The organism is Micromonospora sp. DSM 45708 (assembly GCF_039566955.1).
Lineage (GTDB): Bacteria > Actinomycetota > Actinomycetes > Mycobacteriales > Micromonosporaceae > Micromonospora.
The window spans coordinates 4,564,481-4,581,879 of record NZ_CP154796.1; the positions used below are offsets into that span (position 1 = coordinate 4,564,481).

General features: G+C 74.0%; 16 protein-coding genes. All 16 read left to right on the forward strand.

Going from position 1 to position 17,399, the window contains the following annotated elements:
• Nucleotides 1-94 precede the first annotated feature (94 nt).
• On the forward strand, nucleotides 95-1,417 hold the full coding sequence (locus tag VKK44_RS19275) for an aspartate aminotransferase family protein (RefSeq protein WP_343447819.1): 1,323 nt from the start codon (nucleotides 95-97) through the stop codon (nucleotides 1,415-1,417).
• Nucleotides 1,411-2,454, forward strand: a complete 1,044-nt coding sequence (locus tag VKK44_RS19280) for an NAD-dependent epimerase/dehydratase family protein (protein WP_343442532.1) — start codon at nucleotides 1,411-1,413, stop codon at nucleotides 2,452-2,454. The genes VKK44_RS19275 and VKK44_RS19280 overlap by 7 nt, the downstream gene beginning before the upstream one ends.
• Nucleotides 2,455-2,465: 11 nt before the next feature.
• Nucleotides 2,466-3,428: a UbiA prenyltransferase family protein gene (locus VKK44_RS19285; protein WP_343442534.1), complete on the forward strand. Its 963-nt coding sequence runs from the start codon at nucleotides 2,466-2,468 to the stop codon at nucleotides 3,426-3,428.
• 61 nt (nucleotides 3,429-3,489) lie between these two features.
• Nucleotides 3,490-4,521 (forward strand): glycosyltransferase family 2 protein, encoded by a 1,032-nt coding sequence (locus tag VKK44_RS19290; RefSeq protein WP_343442536.1) that lies wholly within the window; start codon nucleotides 3,490-3,492, stop codon nucleotides 4,519-4,521.
• Nucleotides 4,518-5,654 carry an endonuclease/exonuclease/phosphatase family protein gene (locus VKK44_RS19295; protein WP_343442538.1) on the forward strand — a complete coding sequence of 379 codons (1,137 nt, stop codon included), beginning with the start codon at nucleotides 4,518-4,520 and terminating at the stop codon, nucleotides 5,652-5,654. Before VKK44_RS19290 ends, VKK44_RS19295 begins: the two co-directional genes overlap by 4 nt.
• Nucleotides 5,651-6,667: a glycosyltransferase family 2 protein gene (locus tag VKK44_RS19300; RefSeq protein ID WP_343442540.1), complete on the forward strand. Its 1,017-nt coding sequence runs from the start codon at nucleotides 5,651-5,653 to the stop codon at nucleotides 6,665-6,667. Before VKK44_RS19295 ends, VKK44_RS19300 begins: the two co-directional genes overlap by 4 nt.
• Nucleotide 6,668: 1 nt before the next feature.
• Nucleotides 6,669-7,691, forward strand: coding sequence for a glycosyltransferase (locus VKK44_RS19305; RefSeq protein ID WP_343442542.1), 1,023 nt, complete (start codon nucleotides 6,669-6,671; stop codon nucleotides 7,689-7,691).
• Entirely contained in the window at nucleotides 7,688-8,794 is a 1,107-nt protein-coding gene (locus tag VKK44_RS19310; RefSeq protein ID WP_343442544.1) for an endonuclease/exonuclease/phosphatase family protein, read from the forward strand. The genes VKK44_RS19305 and VKK44_RS19310 overlap by 4 nt, the downstream gene beginning before the upstream one ends.
• On the forward strand, nucleotides 8,791-9,777 hold the full coding sequence (locus VKK44_RS19315; RefSeq protein WP_343442546.1) for a hypothetical protein: 987 nt from the start codon (nucleotides 8,791-8,793) through the stop codon (nucleotides 9,775-9,777). The genes VKK44_RS19310 and VKK44_RS19315 overlap by 4 nt, the downstream gene beginning before the upstream one ends.
• Nucleotides 9,774-10,784: a class I SAM-dependent methyltransferase gene (locus VKK44_RS19320; protein ID WP_343442548.1), complete on the forward strand. Its 1,011-nt coding sequence runs from the start codon at nucleotides 9,774-9,776 to the stop codon at nucleotides 10,782-10,784. Before VKK44_RS19315 ends, VKK44_RS19320 begins: the two co-directional genes overlap by 4 nt.
• A gap of 82 nt (nucleotides 10,785-10,866) precedes the next feature.
• The gene (locus VKK44_RS19325; RefSeq protein WP_343442550.1) at nucleotides 10,867-11,718 is read left to right on the forward strand and encodes a methyltransferase domain-containing protein; all 852 of its coding nucleotides are present in this window, start codon (nucleotides 10,867-10,869) and stop codon (nucleotides 11,716-11,718) included.
• Nucleotides 11,719-11,935: 217 nt separating this feature from the next.
• A complete protein-coding gene (locus tag VKK44_RS19330) occupies nucleotides 11,936-12,916 on the forward strand; it encodes a hypothetical protein (protein ID WP_343442552.1) in 981 nt (326 codons plus the stop codon).
• 243 nt (nucleotides 12,917-13,159) lie between these two features.
• Nucleotides 13,160-13,852: a tryptophan 2,3-dioxygenase family protein gene (locus tag VKK44_RS19335; RefSeq protein ID WP_343442554.1), complete on the forward strand. Its 693-nt coding sequence runs from the start codon at nucleotides 13,160-13,162 to the stop codon at nucleotides 13,850-13,852.
• 67 nt (nucleotides 13,853-13,919) lie between these two features.
• Nucleotides 13,920-15,188 carry a tryptophan 2,3-dioxygenase family protein gene (locus tag VKK44_RS19340; protein ID WP_343442556.1) on the forward strand — a complete coding sequence of 423 codons (1,269 nt, stop codon included), beginning with the start codon at nucleotides 13,920-13,922 and terminating at the stop codon, nucleotides 15,186-15,188.
• Nucleotides 15,185-16,360 (forward strand): aminotransferase class V-fold PLP-dependent enzyme, encoded by a 1,176-nt coding sequence (locus tag VKK44_RS19345; RefSeq protein ID WP_343442558.1) that lies wholly within the window; start codon nucleotides 15,185-15,187, stop codon nucleotides 16,358-16,360. Before VKK44_RS19340 ends, VKK44_RS19345 begins: the two co-directional genes overlap by 4 nt.
• Entirely contained in the window at nucleotides 16,357-17,388 is a 1,032-nt protein-coding gene (locus VKK44_RS19350; RefSeq protein WP_343442560.1) for a methyltransferase, read from the forward strand. The genes VKK44_RS19345 and VKK44_RS19350 overlap by 4 nt, the downstream gene beginning before the upstream one ends.
• The last annotated feature ends 11 nt before the right edge of the window (nucleotides 17,389-17,399 follow it).

The window sequence follows — 17,399 nt, forward strand, 5'->3', positions numbered from 1 at the left end:
CCACCTGATCGGTATCGACGAGGCGGAACAGCTCGGCACGAAGCGGGTGCACCAGCTGTACCGCGACCATGTCAGTCGCAGTCAGGTCTCCCTGATGACGACGTTCGGCTTCGGCCGGGAACTGGTGGACCACGCCGAGGGGGTGTGGATCCACCTCCGGGACGGCCGCCGGGTGCTGGACTTCTCGGGCGGCGTCGGCGTGCTGAACCACGGGCACAACCATCCGCGCATCCTGGCCGCCCGGCGGCGCTTCGCCGAGGCCCGGCGGATGGAGGTGCACAAGGCGTTCTTCTCGCCGTACACGGCGGCGCTGAGCCACAACATGGCCGCCCTGCTTCCCGGCGACCTCTCCGTCTCGTACTTCCCGAACTCGGGCGCGGAGGCGAACGAGGGCGCGGTGAAGATGGCCTACAAGTACCACGGCGGGCGGCGCAACACGGTGCTGCGCGCCGACATCAGCTTCCACGGCAAGACCCTCGGCGCGGGCAGCCTCACCGGCTCGTCGGAGAACGCGTTCCGGTTCCCCGGCCTGCCCGGCATCGTCGTCTACCCGTACGGTGACCTCGCCGCCGTCCGGGCGGCCGTCGACGCGGCGCGCGCCCCGGACGGCGGCTGCGACGTGTACGCCATCCTGGTCGAACCGTTCAGCGCCTCCACGATGCGCCGGTGGAGCGACGACGACCTGCTGGCCCTGCAACGGCTCTGCCGCGAGCGGGACATCATCATGATCTTCGACGAGGTCTACACCGGGTGGGGCAAGACCGGCAGCCTCTTCAACTTCATGCGGTGCGAAGGGCTGCTGCCGGACATCCTCACCTACTCCAAGTCGCTCGGCGGCGGCAAGGCCTCGATCGCCGGCTACACGGCCCGCGAGCCGGTGTTCCGCCGGGCGTACGACCGGCTGACCGACGTCATCCTGCACAGCACCACCTACTACGGCTTCGGGGAGGAGACCGCCACCGCCCTGGAGGCCGTCGCGGTGGTGGTCGACGACGACTACCCCGCCCGGGCCCGGATGCTGGAGGCGGTGCTGCAACCCGGCCTCGACCGCATCGCCAAGGCGTACCCCGAGGTGGTCGGCCGGGTCGACGGCGCCGGCGCGTTGTGGGGCGTCTTCCTCGGCGGCGGTCCCGGTCTGCTCGACCTGGCCGGCCGGCTGATGCCCGGCTTCACCCACGACCCGCAGTTCCGCACCAAGCTCATCACCCTGTCGGTGATCGCGCACCTGTTCCGCGAGCACGGGATCATGACCTACTACAGCCCCAACGCCGACAATCCGCTGATGGTCGCGCCGAGCCTGGTGGCCACCGGTGAGGACGTGGAGCACTTCCTCACCGCGCTGGACGCGACGCTGTCGCGGGGGCTGCCCCGGCTGCTGACCGCCTTCGTGCGGGAGCGGGTGACGTCGCGATGGTGACCAGCGGCCACGTCGTGGTGACCGGGGCCAGCGGGATGCTCGGCTCGCACCTGGTCCGCCGGCTGCTCGCCGAGGGACACCGGGTGCACGGGGTGGACCTGCTGCCCGCCGCGCACACCCATCCGGAGCTGGCCCACAGCCAGGGCGACGTCCGCGACGCCGCGTTGCTGGCGCGGGTGTTCGCCGACGCGTCCGCCGTGGTGCACTGCGCTGCCGCGCTGCCCAGCTACCCGGCCGAGATGATCCGGTCGATCATCGTGGACGGCACGCACGCGGTGCTCGGCGCCGCCCGCCGGGTGCAGGTGCCCCGGGTCGTGCACATCTCCTCCACCGCCGTCTACGGCCTGCCCCGGCTGGTGCCGACGCCCGAGGACCACCCGCGGGAGCCGGTCGACCCGTACACCCGGGCGAAGGTCGAGGCGGAGCTGCTGGTGGAACGGTTCCGCGCGGAAGGGCTCTGCGTCCCGGTGCTGCGCCCCAAGACGTTCCTCGGGCCGGGCCGGATGGGCCTGTTCGCGATGCTCTTCGAATGGGCCGAGGAAGGCCGTCACTTCCCGGTGCTCGGTCGCGGCGACGTGCGGGTGCAGATGTTCGCCGTCGAGGACCTGGTCGACGCGGTGCTGACCGTGCTCGCCGCCCCGGAGGACGTCGCCGGGGACACGTACAACCTCGGCGCCGCCGAGTTCGGCACGCTCCGCGAGGACTTCCAGGCGGTGCTCGACGCCGCCGGACACGGCCGGCGGGTGGTCGGGCTGCCGGCCGCGCCGACGCTCGCGGCGCTGCGGGCGCTGGAGCGCAGCGGCCTCTCCCCGGTGTACGGGCGGCTGCTGTACAAGCTGCGCGCCGACTCGTACGTGAGCATCGACAAGGCCCGCGACCGGCTCGGTTTCACGCCCCGCTTCGCCAACCGCGAGGCGATCCTCGCCACCTACCGGTGGTGGCGGGCGAACCGGGGCGCGGCGGCGAGCGGGGCCGGCCGGACCAGCCGGGAACCCTGGCGACAGGGCGCGCTCTCCCTCGCGAAGATCTTCTTCTAGGGCGCGGGCCGATGCCTCTCCTCGACTCCGCTCCCGCCGCCGTGCCGGCCCTGGAGCCGCCGACCACCCGCCGACCCCGGCTGGTCGTCGACCTGCTCCGCCTGATCCGCCCCGGCCACTGGGTGAAGAGCCTGCTGGTCGTCCCGCTCCCCCTGCTGGACCCGCTGTCCTGGCACCTGGCCGGGCTGACCCGGCTGGGCTGGTCCGTCGTCGCCTTCGTGCTCGCCGCCTCGGCCGTCTACGTCGGCAACGACGTGGTCGACCGGCACCGGGACGGTCACCACCCGGTGAAGCGGCACCGGCCGGTGGCGTCCGGCCGGGTGCCGGTGCCGGTGGCGTACGCCTGCGCCGTCGTGCTCCTGCTCGGCCTCGCGCTGCTGCTGGCCGCCGGCCCGGTCGGACCGGCCTGGCCGGTGCTTGCCTACCTCGCGCTCAACGTCTGGTACAGCCGGGGCCTGAAGCACGTCCCACTGGTCGAGGCCGGTGTGGTCGCGACCGGGTTCGTGCTGCGCGCCGTGCAGGGCTACCTGGCCGTCGGCGCGGCCGTGTCGGCCTGGCTGCTGGTCACCGTGTTCGCCGGCTGCCTGCTGCTGATCGTCGGCAAGCGCCGCCAGGAACTGCTGGACGCTGGGGTGGCCCACCGGCCCGCCCTGCGCGGCTGGTCGGTGGAGCTGGCCGGGCACCTGCTCCAGCTCAACGGGCTCCTGGCGGTCACCGCCGGGCTGGTCTGGCTCGGCACGGAAGCACCGTTCGACCCGTACCGGGACGCCGCGATGCTGCTGTCCACCCCGTTCGTCCTCTACCTGATGTCGCGGTACCTGCAACTGGCCCTCGTCCGGCGGGCCGGCGGCGACCCGGTCCGGTTGCTGTCGCGGGACCGGGCGGTGATCGCCGCCGCCGTGCTCTGGGCGGCCAGCCTCGGCGCGCTCTACGCCGCCATCCGGTTCCCGGCGATCGTCGCCGCCCTGTCCTGAACCCGCGCCCCCGCCCCCACCCGCGCCCGCGCCCGCGCCCGCGCCCGCGTCAAGGAGAGCCATGACCGCGCACACCCCGACCGTCTCGATCGTCGTTCCCAACTACAACCACGCCGACTCGCTGCCGCTGACGCTGCCGGCGCTGCTGGCGCAGACCCATCCCGCCACCGAGATCATCTTCGTGGACGACCGGAGCACCGACGACTCGGTGGCGGTGGCCGAGTCGCTCGGCGTGCCGGTGGTCCGCACGCCGCACAACGGCGGCCCCGCCCTGGCCCGCAACGTCGGGGCCGCCCGGGCCAACGGCGACGTCCTGCTCTTCGTCGACTCCGACGTGGAACTGCCACCGGACACGGTGACCCGGGCGGTACGGCTGCTCGCCGCCGACCCGCGGGCCGGCGCGATCTGCGGCATCCTCGACGAGGTCCCGCTGGTCCGGGACAGCCTCGTCCAGGAGTGCCGGTGTCTCCAGGCGCACTGGTGGCGGATCAGCTCGTTGGGCGACGTCAGCTTCCTGTTCACCGCCATCTGCGCCATGCCGGCCCGGGTGTTCGCCGAGATCGGCCCGTTCCACGAGGGGCTGCGCCAGACCGAGGAGGTCGAGTACGGCGAGCGGCTCACCGGCCGGTACCCGATCCGGCTCACCGACGCCCTGCACGGTCGGCACCGCGACGACGACCGGCTCGCTCCGATGCTGCGCAAGGTGTTCCACCGCAGCCGGTTGCGGATGCCGCTGTACGCGTACCGGCGTCGCGCCGCGCAGGGCTTCGAGACCGCGTCCCGGATGTGGGCCGCCGTCAGCGCCCTGCTCGGCACGCTCGCGCTGCCGTTGCCGCTGCTGGCCGGGGTGCTCGGGGCGCTGCCCTTCCTGGCCTTCCTCCTGCTCTTCCTGGCGTGCGACGCCGGCATGTACCGGTTCGTCGCCCGCCGCCGCGGACCGGCGTTGCTCGCCGCGTTCGTCGGGGTGCAGTGGCTGATCAACCTGGCGATCGCCGCCGGCGCCGCCGCCGGCGCGGCGCAGTGGCTCTGCTCCCGCTCCTTCCGTCACCTCTACGAGGGCGGCCCACACCCGGCCGCACAGGTGACGGCATGAGCGAACGCACCGAGCGCAGCGAGGGCCATGAGCGCATGCCCGACCGGCGGCGGTGGTGTACGGCCACCCGGCTGCTCTGCGCGGCGGCGTTCGGCTGGGCGGTGTTCACCGGCCTGCACCGGGCGTTGAGCGGGCGCTGGTGGTTCTGGCTGCTGCCGGACCTGCTGCCACCGGCGGCGTACCTGCTGGTGCCGGTGGCGCTGGCGGCGGCCGTACCGGCGGCCCGGGCGCTGCGCCGGCCGCTGCCCGCCCGGCCGGCGGCGGCGGTGCTGGCGGCGGCGGCCACCGCGTTCGCGGTCGGCCTGCCCGACGGGGGCCTCAACCGGTACGCGTGGGCGTCCCGCCCCGCCCCGCCGTCGGGCGCGCTGACGGTGCTGGCCTGGAACACCGGCTACTGGGACCAGCACGACGACCCGGAGGCGTTCCTGCGTTTCCTGCTCGACCGGCGGGCCGACGTCTACCTGTTGCAGGAGCACCTCTACTGGGACGACGCGGCCGGGCTGGCCGGGGCCCGGCCCGCCCCCGACCCGGAGCGGCTGCGCCGGGCGTTCCCCGGCTACACCGTCGTCGCCCGTGGCGAACTGCTCACCCTGTCCCGGTTCCCGGTGGTGGCCCGGCCGGCGGTCGGTCCCGACGCGGACCTCGCGGCCGACCCGGGCGCCGACTTCGGGCGGGTCTTCACCGCTGCCAAGGTGCTCCGCGCCGACCTGCTGGTGGGCGGCCGGGTGCTGTCCACGTACAACGTGCACCTGCCGGTGCAGGTGAACCTCGCGCCGAGGCGGTTCCTGGGCTACGTGCGGGAGCGCGACCGGGCCCGGCGGGCGCAACTCGCCGGGCTGCGGGCCGACCTCGCCGCCAACGCCGGGCCGGTGCTGGTCGCCGGCGACTTCAACACCACGGCCGCGATGGGCGACCTGCGCCCGTTGCGGGACCGGCTGCGCGACGCCGCGGACGCCAACGCCGACGTGTACCCGGCGAGCTGGCCCGCCGGTCGGCTACCGGCGGCCTGGCGGCTGGACTGGACGCTGACCTCCCGGACGGTACGCGTGCACCGGTACACGCTGGACGATCCGCGCGGGCTGTCCGACCACCGCGCCCAGACCGCCCTGATCACCCTCGGGGAGGGGTCGTGAGCCGTACGCCGACCGTCTCGGTCGTGATCCCGGTCTGGAACGCCGCGAAGACGCTGCGCCACTGCCTGGACGCAGTGGCGGCGCAGACCCACCCGCCGGTGGAGGTGCTCGTCGTCGACGACGGCAGCACCGACGGGTCGGCGGCGGTGGCCGCCGCGGCCCGTGTCCGGGTGCTGGTGCAGCCGGTCAACGGTGGGGTCTCCGCGGCCCGCAACGCCGGGGTGGCGGCCAGCCACGGTGAGGTGGTCTTCTTCGTCGACTCCGACGTCGCGCTGGCCCCGGACGCGATCGCCAACGCGCTGGCGGTGCTCGCCGCCGACCCGGACTGCGGCTGCGTCTACGGCGTCTACGCCCCGGAGCCGCTGATCGACGACGGGCCGGTCGAGCGGTACCGGGTGCTGCACCTGCACTCCGCGCTGACCCGGGCGGTCGGCCCGGTCGACACCGCGGTCTTCGCGCTCGCCGCGGTGCCCCGCGCCGTGCTGAGCGAGCTGGGCCCGTTCGACGAGAACCTGCGCAGCGCCGAGGACGACGAGTACAGCGAGCGGTTGCTGACCCGGTACCGGATCCGGCTCACCGACACCGTCGTCGGTCGGCACGACGAGGCGGACCGGCTGCTGCCGCTGCTGGGAGAGCAGTACCGGCGGGCCCAACTGCTCCGCTGGTCGCTGCGCAACCGCTACCGCCGGCGCGGTCTGGCGCTGAACCGCAGCCTCGGCGTGCTGGCCGCCGGGCTGGCCGTGCTCACCCTGCCGGCGGCGCTGCTCGGCCCGTACGGGGCCGGTGTGCCAATGCTCTGCCTGGCGGTCTTCGCCGCCGCCGACCCGCCGCTGGTGGTGGCGCTGCGCCGGGGCGGCGGGGCGTTCCTGGCCCGTGCCCTCGGCATCCACCTGCTGGTGAACGTCGCGCTGATCGCCGGTGCCGCGGTCGGCCTGGTCCGGTCCCTGGTGGACCCGTCGTTCGGCCCGTCGTCGCGTGCCGCCCTCCGTCCCCTCGACTCGAAAGGTTGGTGAGGTGGTGACCGTCTCCGCACCCCTCGTCTCGGTCATCGTGCCCAACTACAACTACGCCCGCACGCTGCGGCTCTGCCTGGCGGCGCTGCGGCGGCAGACCCACCGGCCGGTGGAGGTGATCGTGGTCGACGACGGCAGCACCGACGACTCGGTGGCGGTCGCCGAGTCCTTCCCCGAGGTGCGGGTGCTGCGTACACCTGTCAACAGCGGGCCCTCGGTGGCGCGCAACCTCGGCGCGGAGGCCGCCACCGGGGAGGTCCTGATGTTCGTCGACTCGGACGTGGCGCTGGCCCCGGACGCGGTGGCCGTCGCGGTGGCGATCCTGCGCGACGAGCCCGGCGTCGGCGCGGTCTGCGGCAACTACGACACCGTCCCGCTGATCGACGGCACCTTCACCAAGGACTACCGCAACCTGTACCGGCACTGGTATTTCCGCGCCGCCGAGGGCAGCATCACCGGTTTCCTGTCGACCGCGATCCTGGCCGTGCCGACCAGCGTCTGGGCGCAGGTGGGCCCGTTCAACCCCCGGCTGACCCAGAGCGAGGGCGCGGACGTCAGCGAACGGCTCACCGACCGGTACGAGGTGCGGATGACCAGCCGGGTCATCGGCCGGCACGACGACGACGCGACGCTGCGGATCGCGCTGGGCAAGGTGTTCACCCGGACCCGGGTGCACATCCCGTTCTTCCTGCACCGACGGCGGGTGGTGGGGGTGGTGACCTCCGCCGAGTCCGGCACCGGGCTGGCGTCCTGGCTGGCCGCCGCCACCACACCGCTGCCACTGCTGGCCGGTCCGGGGTGGGCCGTCGTGCCGCTGCTGCTGCTGGCGCTCTGGCTGCTCAGCGACGCCCGGATGTACCGCTACGTGCGCGCCGTGCGGGGCCTGCCCTACACGCTGCGCTTCGCCGGCCTGCACCTGCTGGTCAGCCTCACCATCGGGGTGGGCGTGGCGGTGGGGCTGGTGCAGTGGCTGCTCTCCCGCCGCTTCCGCCGCCTCTACGAGCAGCCGGCGGTGATCGCGTGACCGCCGTGCGGACGCCACCGCACACCGAGCCGGCGGCGGGCCGGGCGGGCCGGGCCGGTCGGCTGCCCGGCACCCGCACCGGCGCGGTGCTCACCGGCCTGGCCGCGGCGTGGCTGATCCTCGTGGTGGCGCACCGGCTGCTCAGCGGCCGGTGGTGGCTGTGGCTGGCGCCGGAGCTGATTCCGCCGCTGGCGTTCGTCGCCGTACCGGTGCTGCTGCTCGGCTCCGTGCCGCTGGCCGGACGGCTCCGGGCCCGGCTGGCGCTGCTCGCGGTGACCGGGCTGCTGCTCGGCGCGGACCTGGCCGGGCTGAACCCGGCCGTGTGGCGCACCCCGCCGCCGGCGCCGGCGGGCGCGCTGCGCGTGGTCTCGTGGAACACGACGGTGTGGAACTCCACCGACGACCACGACGTGTTCTACGCCTCGCTGACCGCCCGGCACGCCGACGTCTACCTCCTCCAGGAGTACAAGCCCGACGACGACCCGGCACGCCGCGACGCCGACCTGGCCCGGCTGCGGCGGGAGTTCCCCGGCTACCAGGTGGTGCTGCGCGGGGAGTTGGTCACCGTGACCCGGTTCCCGGTCGTCGCGACGACCGCGTTGCCGGCCGACCCGCCGCCGGGCGCGGACTGGCGCACCGACTACTGGGAGGTCAAGTCGCTGCGCACCGACCTGCGGGTGGGAAGCCGCACGGTGTCGGTCTACAACACCCACATCCTGGTGCCGCTGGATTTGAGCAGCCCGCTGCGCGAGCTGTTCTACGACCGCCGGCACGAGTTCTTCCAGCGGCGCGAGACGCAGTACCGGGCGCTCGCCGCCGACCTGGACCGCAATCCGAACCCGGTGCTGGTCGCCGGCGACCTCAACACCAGCCCGGCCATGGGCGACCTGGCCCGGCTCCGCGGCCGGCTCACCGACGCGGCCCGGGCCAGCGGGTCGGCGTACCCGACGTCGTGGACGATCGCCGGCCGACGCTGGTGGCGGCTGGACTGGACGTTCGTCTCCCCCGGATGGACCGTGCACCGCTACCGGCTGCGCGACGCGCGGGGCATGTCCGACCACCGGGTGCAGGACGTCGTGCTCTCCCTCGGCGGGTCCCGGTGAGCCGGGCGCGGGTGTGGGCCGCGCTGCGCGTGGTCGGGTACGCCGCCGTACTGGCCTTCCTCGGCTGGCAGGTGTGGCGGGTACGGCACGGGATGGCGGACAGCCTGCGGACGGTCGGCTGGGGCGCGGCGCTGACCGCCGGGGTCCTCGCCGCGGTCGGCGGCGTGCCCGGCTTCGTCGGCTGGCGGGTCCTGCTGGCCGGGCTGGGCACGAAACTGTCGCTGCGCGACGCCACCCGGGTCTACTTCCTCGCCGGGCTGACCCGCTACCTGCCGGGCGGGGTGTGGCCGACGGTCGCGCACGCCGCGATGGCCCGGCCGCTGCGCCAACCGCCGGCCCGGCTCGCCGCCGCGTTCCTGGCCAGCCAGGGACTCGCGGCGGTGTCCGGGGTGCTCGTCGGCGTCCTCGCGCTGCCCTGGCTGCTCGGGCAGAGCCGGTGGTGGTGGCTGCTGCTGCCGGCCTGCGTGGCCGCCGCCGCGCCGGTGCTCGCCCCGGGCCTGCTGGGCCGGCTGCTGGGCGCCGCCGCGCGGTTGCTGCGCCGGGGCGACACCGGGCCGCTGCTGCCCGGCCGCCCGACGCTGCTGGGCGCCACCGGGCTGATGGTGCTCGGCTGGCTGATCAGCGGCCTGCACATCACCGTGCTGGCGGTCGCCCTCGGCGCCGCGCCGGGCCCGGCGCTGCCGCTGGGCGTCGGCGGTTTCGCCCTCTCCGTGGTCGCCGGGCTCTGCGCCGTGGTGCTGCCGACCGGGCTCGGCGTACGCGAGGTCGCGCTCGCGCTCACCGTCGCCACCCTGGTCGGCGGCCCGGACCTGGTGACCCTCGTCGCGTTGAGCCGGGTGCTGCTGACCGTCGGCGACATCGGCTCGACGCTCGTCGTGCTCGCCCTGCTCGCCGTCACCGGCCGTCGCCGGGGCGGCCCACCGCACGCCGCCACCCCGTCCCGTCCCGCCCCTGCCGACCGTCTCGAAGGAGTCTCCTCATGACCGCCACCGACCTGCCGTCCGCGGCGTCCCCCGTCACCGGCGGCGGGCTGCGCGGCGGTGTCCGCCGGCTGCGCAGCGCCGTGCGTACCGCCTCCGGGGTGGAGGTGCTCTCCGCCCTGCCGTTCCTCGCCGGCCCGTTGGCGCGGCTGGAGCGCCGCCCCCTGCTGCACGGGCTGGTGCTCTCCGCGTTCGGGCTACGCCGGCCGATCTTCGTGGACTTCCCGGTGAGCCCGGAGCCGCGCTTCGGCTACGGCCGCCCCGACCATCCGGGCATCACCGAGCTGCTCGACCGGCGGCGGGACGCGTACGCCGCCACGCTCCGGCGGTTCCTCGGTCACGCCGACCGGCTCGCCGCCGTCCCGCTGCACGGCGACCTCGACTCGGGCGAGCCGTACTGGCGCAACGGCTGGCTGCCGCCGCTGGACGCGCTGGCGCTCTACGGTTTCCTGGTCGAGCACGAACCACGGCGGTACGTCGAGATCGGCTCCGGCAACTCGACCAAGTTCGCCCGCCGGGCGGTCCGCGACCACGGGCTGCGTACCCGGATCACCTCGATCGACCCGGCGCCCCGGGCCAGCGTCGACGTGCTCTGCGACGACGTGGTCCGCGCGCCGCTGGAGCGGGCCGACCTGAGCCTGTTCGACGAGTTGGACGCCGGTGACGTGGTCTTCTTCGACGGCTCGCACCGCAGCTTCATGGGCTCGGACGTGACGGTCTTCTTCTTCGAGGTGCTGCCCCGGCTGCGGCCCGGCGTGTTGGTGCAGGTGCACGACATCATGCTGCCCCGCGACTACCCACCGCAGTGGCGCTACCGGCACTACAACGAGCAGTACCTGCTGGCCGCGTTCCTGCTGGCCGCACCGGAGCGCTGGGAGATCGAGCTGCCCAACGCGTTCGTGGCCGGCGACCCGGAGCTGCGCGGGGTCGCGGCCCCGCTGTGGCGGCGTCTCGGGCTGGCCGAGCAGTTCCTGCCCGCGTCGTTCTGGCTGCGTCCGCGGGCGGACTGAACGGCCCGCGCCGCGGCGTCGGTGTCCGGTGTCAGCCCGTGGCGGGCTGACACCGCACCCGGTCGGGCGTGAGGATGAGGGCATGAGTTCGTCGCACCCCGTCGTCGACCCCGGTCCCGAGCCGCACCCGACCGCGGGCTCCGCCCCGGATCACGGCTACCTGCTCGACAACGCCCGGGCCGAGGCGGGCGAGCGGTTCACCTGGCTGGCCGAGCTGTTCGACGGTGTCACGCGTGGGCACTTCGACCGGCTCGGGGTGGGGCCGGGCTGGCGCTGCTGGGAGGTCGGCGCCGGTGGCCCCGGCATTCCCGAGGCCCTGGCCACGGCCGTCGGGCCAACCGGTCACGTGCTGGCCACGGACCTCGACCCGGCCTGGTTGGACCCGCACGGCGGGTACGAGGTGCGCCGGCACGACATCGTCGCGGACCCGCCGCCGCAGCCCGGCACGTTCGACCTGGTCCACGCGCGGCTCGTGCTCCTTCACGTGCCCGACCGGGTCCGGGCGTTGGCGACGATGGCGGCGGCGCTGCGGCCCGGCGGTTGGCTGGTGGTGGAGGACGCCGACACCGAGTTGCAGCCACTGGCCTGCCTCGACGAGGTCGGCCCGGCGCAGCGGCGCGCCAACCGGCTGCGGCGGGCCGTCCGGGAGTTGCTGACCCGCCGCGGCGCCGATCTGCGCTTCGGCCGGACGCTGCCGCGGGCGTTGCGGGCGGCGGGGCTGGTCGACGTGACGGCCGCCGGCTGCTTCCCGATCGGTGGGCTGGCCTGCGACCGGCTGGAAGCCGCGACGGTGCGCATGGTCCGTGGCGAGTTGCTCGCCGCGGGGCTGGCCGACGACGTCGAGATCGACGCCCACCTGGCCGCCGTCGAGGCCGGCGAACTCGACCTCACGCTCGCGCCGCTGATCTCGGCCTGGGGACGCCGCCCGGGCTGACCTGTCGTCCCGGGCCGGCGGTCGCCGGGAAGCCGTTGCCCTCGCTGGCGTCGTACGGAGTCGGTACCGGTACGACCAGCGTGGTGGCCGAAAGCCCGTCGCCCGGTCAACCGACGCCCTGAACGACGCCCCGGCGACGGAACCTGGACGAAGCTGATCACCTCTTACTTGACAGGATGCGCTGGAGTACGTAGCGCGCGGGGCGGACAATGGGCGAATGCTGGAGCGAATGGCGGTAGGCACCGTCGGACCGACGGCACGGCTGGCTGCGGGGCATATCTGTAGACGAATGAAGCGCAGACACCACTACACCGAAACGGTGGTCCGGCTGATGGCGGATGCGCGGGACGATCGGGTGTCGGCGATGGCCGAGGCGGCCCTCGTTAGGGCCTGGGCCAGCGACCGGACGGCGCCCAACCGCATCTGGGCCGCCCTGGTCGACAGACCGAAGCTGGCGTTGCGGTTCCTCCTCGCGCCCGCGCCGGACTGCCCGCACGAGCCGTTGGTGCGGCTGGTCACCGCGCCACCGGACGGCGGCCGGGTGCTGCGGGCCGCGCAGGGCTCCCCCGACCCCGAGATGCGTGAGGCGATGGCCGACGTGCTGCGCGCCACCGACCATCCGGTTCTCCTCGCGGACTTCGACGAGGCCCTGGGCGGTACGGACACGCCGTCCCAGGTGGTCCTCGACCTCGCACTGGACAACCCCCATCTGTGCCGGCCCGCGCCGCTGGGGAGGTACCACACCGGGCTCGCCGTCGTCCCGATCCGGAAAGGACGGCTCGACCTGCTCGACAGCTACGACCCGGCGAGGCTGGTGTCGACACTGGCGCGCGTCGCGGGCCGGACGTTCCCCGCGCCCGTCGTCGAGGTGTGCCGCCAGCGGCTCCGCGCGCTGGGTCCCGGCCCGGCCCGCGAGCAGCTGTGCGTGCTCGCCATCGAGGGCGACGCCGAGGCGCTGGCCGCCGCCAGGGACAGTGGCCAGGAGCCGGAATCTCCGGAGCTGCTGCCTCTCTTCCTCTTCCGCACCGAGCAGTGGCAGCGGTATGACGCTCTGGATCCCGACGGCACGCTGCTGGACAAGCACGCCGCGGGGCTCGACGACGACGTCCTGATCGATCTGGCCGGGATCGCTCGGCGGAACGGACGCAAGGGACCGGAGCCGACATCGTCAAGGTCGACGCTCCTGACCGGCTTCTGACCGGCTCCACCCGTCACTGGGGTACGCATCTGACGGCATGAACCGGTGGCAGCCCACACACCCGACCATCTCCGAATTCACCACGAAGAAACACTACGGACACCAATTCCGAACAAAGGGCCATGTTGGTCCGCCAATCGATGAAGTGATCGGCTGCGACTCTGGCGCATCGGCTTTCGTCATTGGATAATGGCCCGGCCGCACCGCCGCCCCGGCGTGCCGTCGCCGAGTGGAGGCCATTCCTTGAAGCGCGACAAGTCGCCCACCCTGCCCGGGTCGGGCGCCACCGACTACGCGCGTTACATGCGGACCGACGTGCTGCTCGGACTGCAACGACAACCGGACGAAGTCATTCACCGCGATGAGTTGCTGTTCCAGGTGGTGCACCAGTCCAGCGAGTTGTGGCTCAAACTGGCCGCCGCCGAGGTGACCGAGACGACCGCGCGGGTGACCGCCGGGGACCTGGCCACGGCACAGGCCCTGCTGACGCGGGCGGCGCTCGCCGTACGGCTGGTCACCGACCAGTTGGAGATGTTGGGCCACCTGTCTCCCGGGGACTTCCAGGCGATGCAGCCCGCGCTGGGCAACGGGTCCGGCGCCGAGTCGCCGGGCTGGCGGCACGTCCAGGCGGCCAGCCGGAAACTCGGCCGCGCCTTCGCCGATCACCTCGCCGCCCACGGGACGACCGCGGTGGACCTGCGACCGGCGGACCGCGCCGATCCGGCCTGCCGGCTCGCCGAGACGATGGTGGAGTGGGACGAGCGGGTGGCGCTGTGGCGCTTCCGGCACTACCAGGTGGCGCTGCGGGTCGGCGGCCACGCCCCGGCCAGCACGCCGAACAGTTCGGCGGCCGTGCTCGCCAAGCTCGTCGAGCACCGGTTCTTCCCGGAGCTGTGGCAGGCCCGACTCCACTCCCCCGGCACCGACCCGCTCTGACGGCCCCCGTCCGCCGCAGGGCCGAGGGCGCCTGCGTGCTTGTCGTCCCCACCTCGAAGGGCTGTCCGTGCACGAATTGACGAGCTGGTTGTCCGGAACGACGGATCCCCGCGCCTTCCCCTACGCGGCGGTGTTGCGAGAGTTCCACCGGGTCGGCAAACACTTCGTCGATCCGCGACTCCTCGAGTTGCTCGACGAGGCGCGGCGACGGCTCACCGGCTCCGGGCCGACCGGGAGCGGTACGGCGCCGGGGCTCCTCGACGACTTCATCGATGTCACGCTCGACAAGTGGGACGGGCGGTACGACTACCGCAGCTATCTGGCACTGCGTCTGCTGCGGTTGCCGTCCGGCGAGGACGACCCGGCCGCGACCGGGGACGACGACACCACCACGCGACACGCCCGCGACCGGTTGTTCGTCCGGCTGGTCGCCGACGCGCTGGCGTTCGAACTCGCCGCTGCCCGGGGCGCCGCCGACCTGCTCCCGCTCCAGCGTCCCGCGTGGACGGTGGTGGTCAAGCGCTGCCGGCTCGGCGTCCGGGCCGCCGCCCCCGCGCTCCTGCGGCTCGGCTGCCAGGCGTCGCCCGACGACGGCACCCCGGCTGATGCCGCAGCCGCACTGCACGCCCTCGCCGCCACCCTCGATCCCCCGGCGGACGTACCGCTGCGACTGAGCATGTTGCCGGTCCACGTGACACACGACGAGTACCTGTTCATCCGGGTGCTGCAAGCGTACGAGTGCCTGTTCGCCGCGCTCGCCGACGAACTCGGCGCCGCCGTCGCCGCGCTGGCCGACGCCCGGCCCACCCCCGCAGCCGACCGGCTGGCGTACGCCCACGATCTGCTCGACGGCGCCGGCCCGCTGTTCTCGCTGCTGGCGACCATGCAGCCGGAGTCGTTCCAGACGTTCCGGCAGTACACCGAGGGGGCCAGCGCCATCCAGTCCCGCTCCTACAAGCGGGTGGAGTCGCTCTGTCGGACCCCGCTCCAGGAGCGCCTCGACTCGGTGGCGTACCAGGCGGTTCCCGAGGTGCGGGCCCGGGTCCGGGCCGGCCAGGCGACGGTCGACGAGGCGTACCGCTCGGCCGTGGCCGACGGTCGGCTCGACGGCCCGGACCGACGTCTGGTGGCGCGGCGGATGGAGGCGTTCGCCAGCGCCCTGTTCCGGTGGCGGCACACCCACCACCGCATCGCCACCCGGATGCTCGGTCGCCGTTCCGGCACCGGCTACACCGAGGGCACGCCCTACCTGGCGGCGGTCCGGGACGTGCCGGTCTTCACGTCCGTCGACCCCCGTCCCGGCCCGTTCCAAGCCGTAGGAGGCCCGCGCGCATGAGCCCGCCCGAACCGGGACCCGGCAACACGCCGCGGTGCCTCGACGAGGTCACGCACGCCGCGCTGCGGGCGGAGTTCCCGGTGCTGCGAGACTGCGTGTACCTGAACAGCAACTCCACCGGCGCGGTGCCGGCCGGGGCCGAGGCGGTGTTGCGCGACTACTGGGCGACGCTGCGCACCTGGCGCGACGACGTCTGGCAGGGCTGGCACGTCGGCCTCGACCGGTACGCGGACTCGCTGGCCCGCCTTCTCGGCGCGCCACCCGGCAGCGTGGTCACCGACGGGAACCTCAGCACGCTGCTGGCCCGGGTGGCCTCCTGCTTCGACTACCGTCCGCCCCGCGACCGCGTCGTCACCACCGACCTGGAGTACCCCACCGTCCCGTTCATCTTCCGGGCGTTCCGCCGCTACGGCGCGCGGCTGGATGTGGTCGGTGACGGCGGCCCCCACCTCGACCAGGACGCCCTGGAGGCACGCCTCGACGAGCGGACGCTGCTGGTGTGCGTGTCGCACGCCAGCTTCACCTCCGGCGCCACCGTCGACCTGCCCCGCCTGGTCGCCCGCGCCCACGACGTCGGCGCGCTGGTCGTCGTCGACGCCTTCCAGACCGTCGGCGTGGTGCCGCTGGACGTCGCCGCCCTCGACGTCGACATCGTGCTCGGCGGCGCGCACAAGTGGCTCTGCGGTGTCGGCACCGCCTTCCTCTACGTCCGGCCGGACCTGGCGTCGACGCTGGAACCGGCGGCCACCGGCTGGCAGGCCGGGGACCGGGCGTTGACGTTCCAGCCGTCCGACGGTTGGGCGCCCGGCGCGCAGCGGTTCGCCGGCGGCACGCCGTACCCGCTCACCGCCCTGATCTCGCAGGTCGGCCTCGACCTGCTGGCGGGGGTCGGCGCCGAGGCCGTCCGGGCGCACTCCCTGGTCCTCACCCAGCGGGTCCTGGACCGGGCCGCGGCGGCCGGGATCCGTGTGGTCAGCCCCACCTCGCCCCAGCGCCGCGGCGGCGTGGTCTGCCTGGACGTCCCCGACGGCGAGGCGGTCAAGCACCGGCTGATCGCCCAGCGGCTGATCGGTAGCTGGCGCGGCTACCTCCGGATCGGGCCGCACGTCTACAACACCCTCGACGAGGTCGACGCGTTCATGGACGCGCTGACGAAGGAGCTGCACCGATGACCGTCGCCCTCTCCCCACGGGCGCTGATGAGCCTGCTCGTCAACGGCCCCAAGGCCATGGACGTGCTGGAGACCGCGTTCGACACCGGCCTGCTCGACGCGCTGGAGCCCGGCCCGGCCCGCCTCGACGCGCTCGCCACCCGGTTCGGGATGCGCCCGCTGCGGCTGTACAAGTTCCTCGACTGCCTGGAGAGTCTCGGCCTGCTGACCCGGGTCGAGTCGGGCGACGACATCGGCGCCACCACCTACCGGACCCTGCCCGGGTTGCGGGACACGGTCGCCGCGGTGGTCGGCCCGGGTGCGGTCGAGCGGGACCGGGACCGCTACCCGTGGCGGCTGCTGCACGGCCGGCTCGCCGAGAGCCTGCGCGGCGAGGTCAGCATCGGCGACGACGACTTCGCCTGGCCGCCCAGGACCGACGCCCAGACCGCCGACTTCGAACGCAGCATGGCCGTCGGGCTCGGCCCGGTGATCGAGACCGTCCGGCGGCACGCCGACGCGCTCTGGTCGGACCGCCACCGCCTGCTGGACGTGGGCGGCGGGGACGGCACGCTCGCCGCGCACATCCTGGACAGCGCGCCCCGGCTGCGGGCCGACGTCTACAACCTGCCCGCCGTGGCGCCACTCGTCGCGGCCACCCGCGTCGCCCGCGGCCACCCGGAGCGGCTCGGCTTCGTCGGCGGCGACTTCCTCGCCGAACCGCTGCCGTCCGGGTACGACGCGCTGTCCTTCGTGCGGGTCCTGCACGACTGGCCCGACGACGTCGCCCGCCGCCTGCTGGAGCAGGCGTACGCCGCCCTGGAGCCGGGCGGGCTGCTCGTCATCAGCGAAGAGTTGCGCACCCCGGACCGGCTGGCCATGCAGTTCTTCTGGAGCTACTTCCTCATCGGCGTGGACACCTGCGTCAGCCGGCTCCGCGAGACCGAGTTCTACACCGGGCTGCTCACCGAGATCGGCTTCGAGCGCATCGCGGTGCTGCCCGGCACCTGGGAGCTGGTCACCGCGTACAAGCCGGCCACGGCTGGTTGATCCGCGCGTCC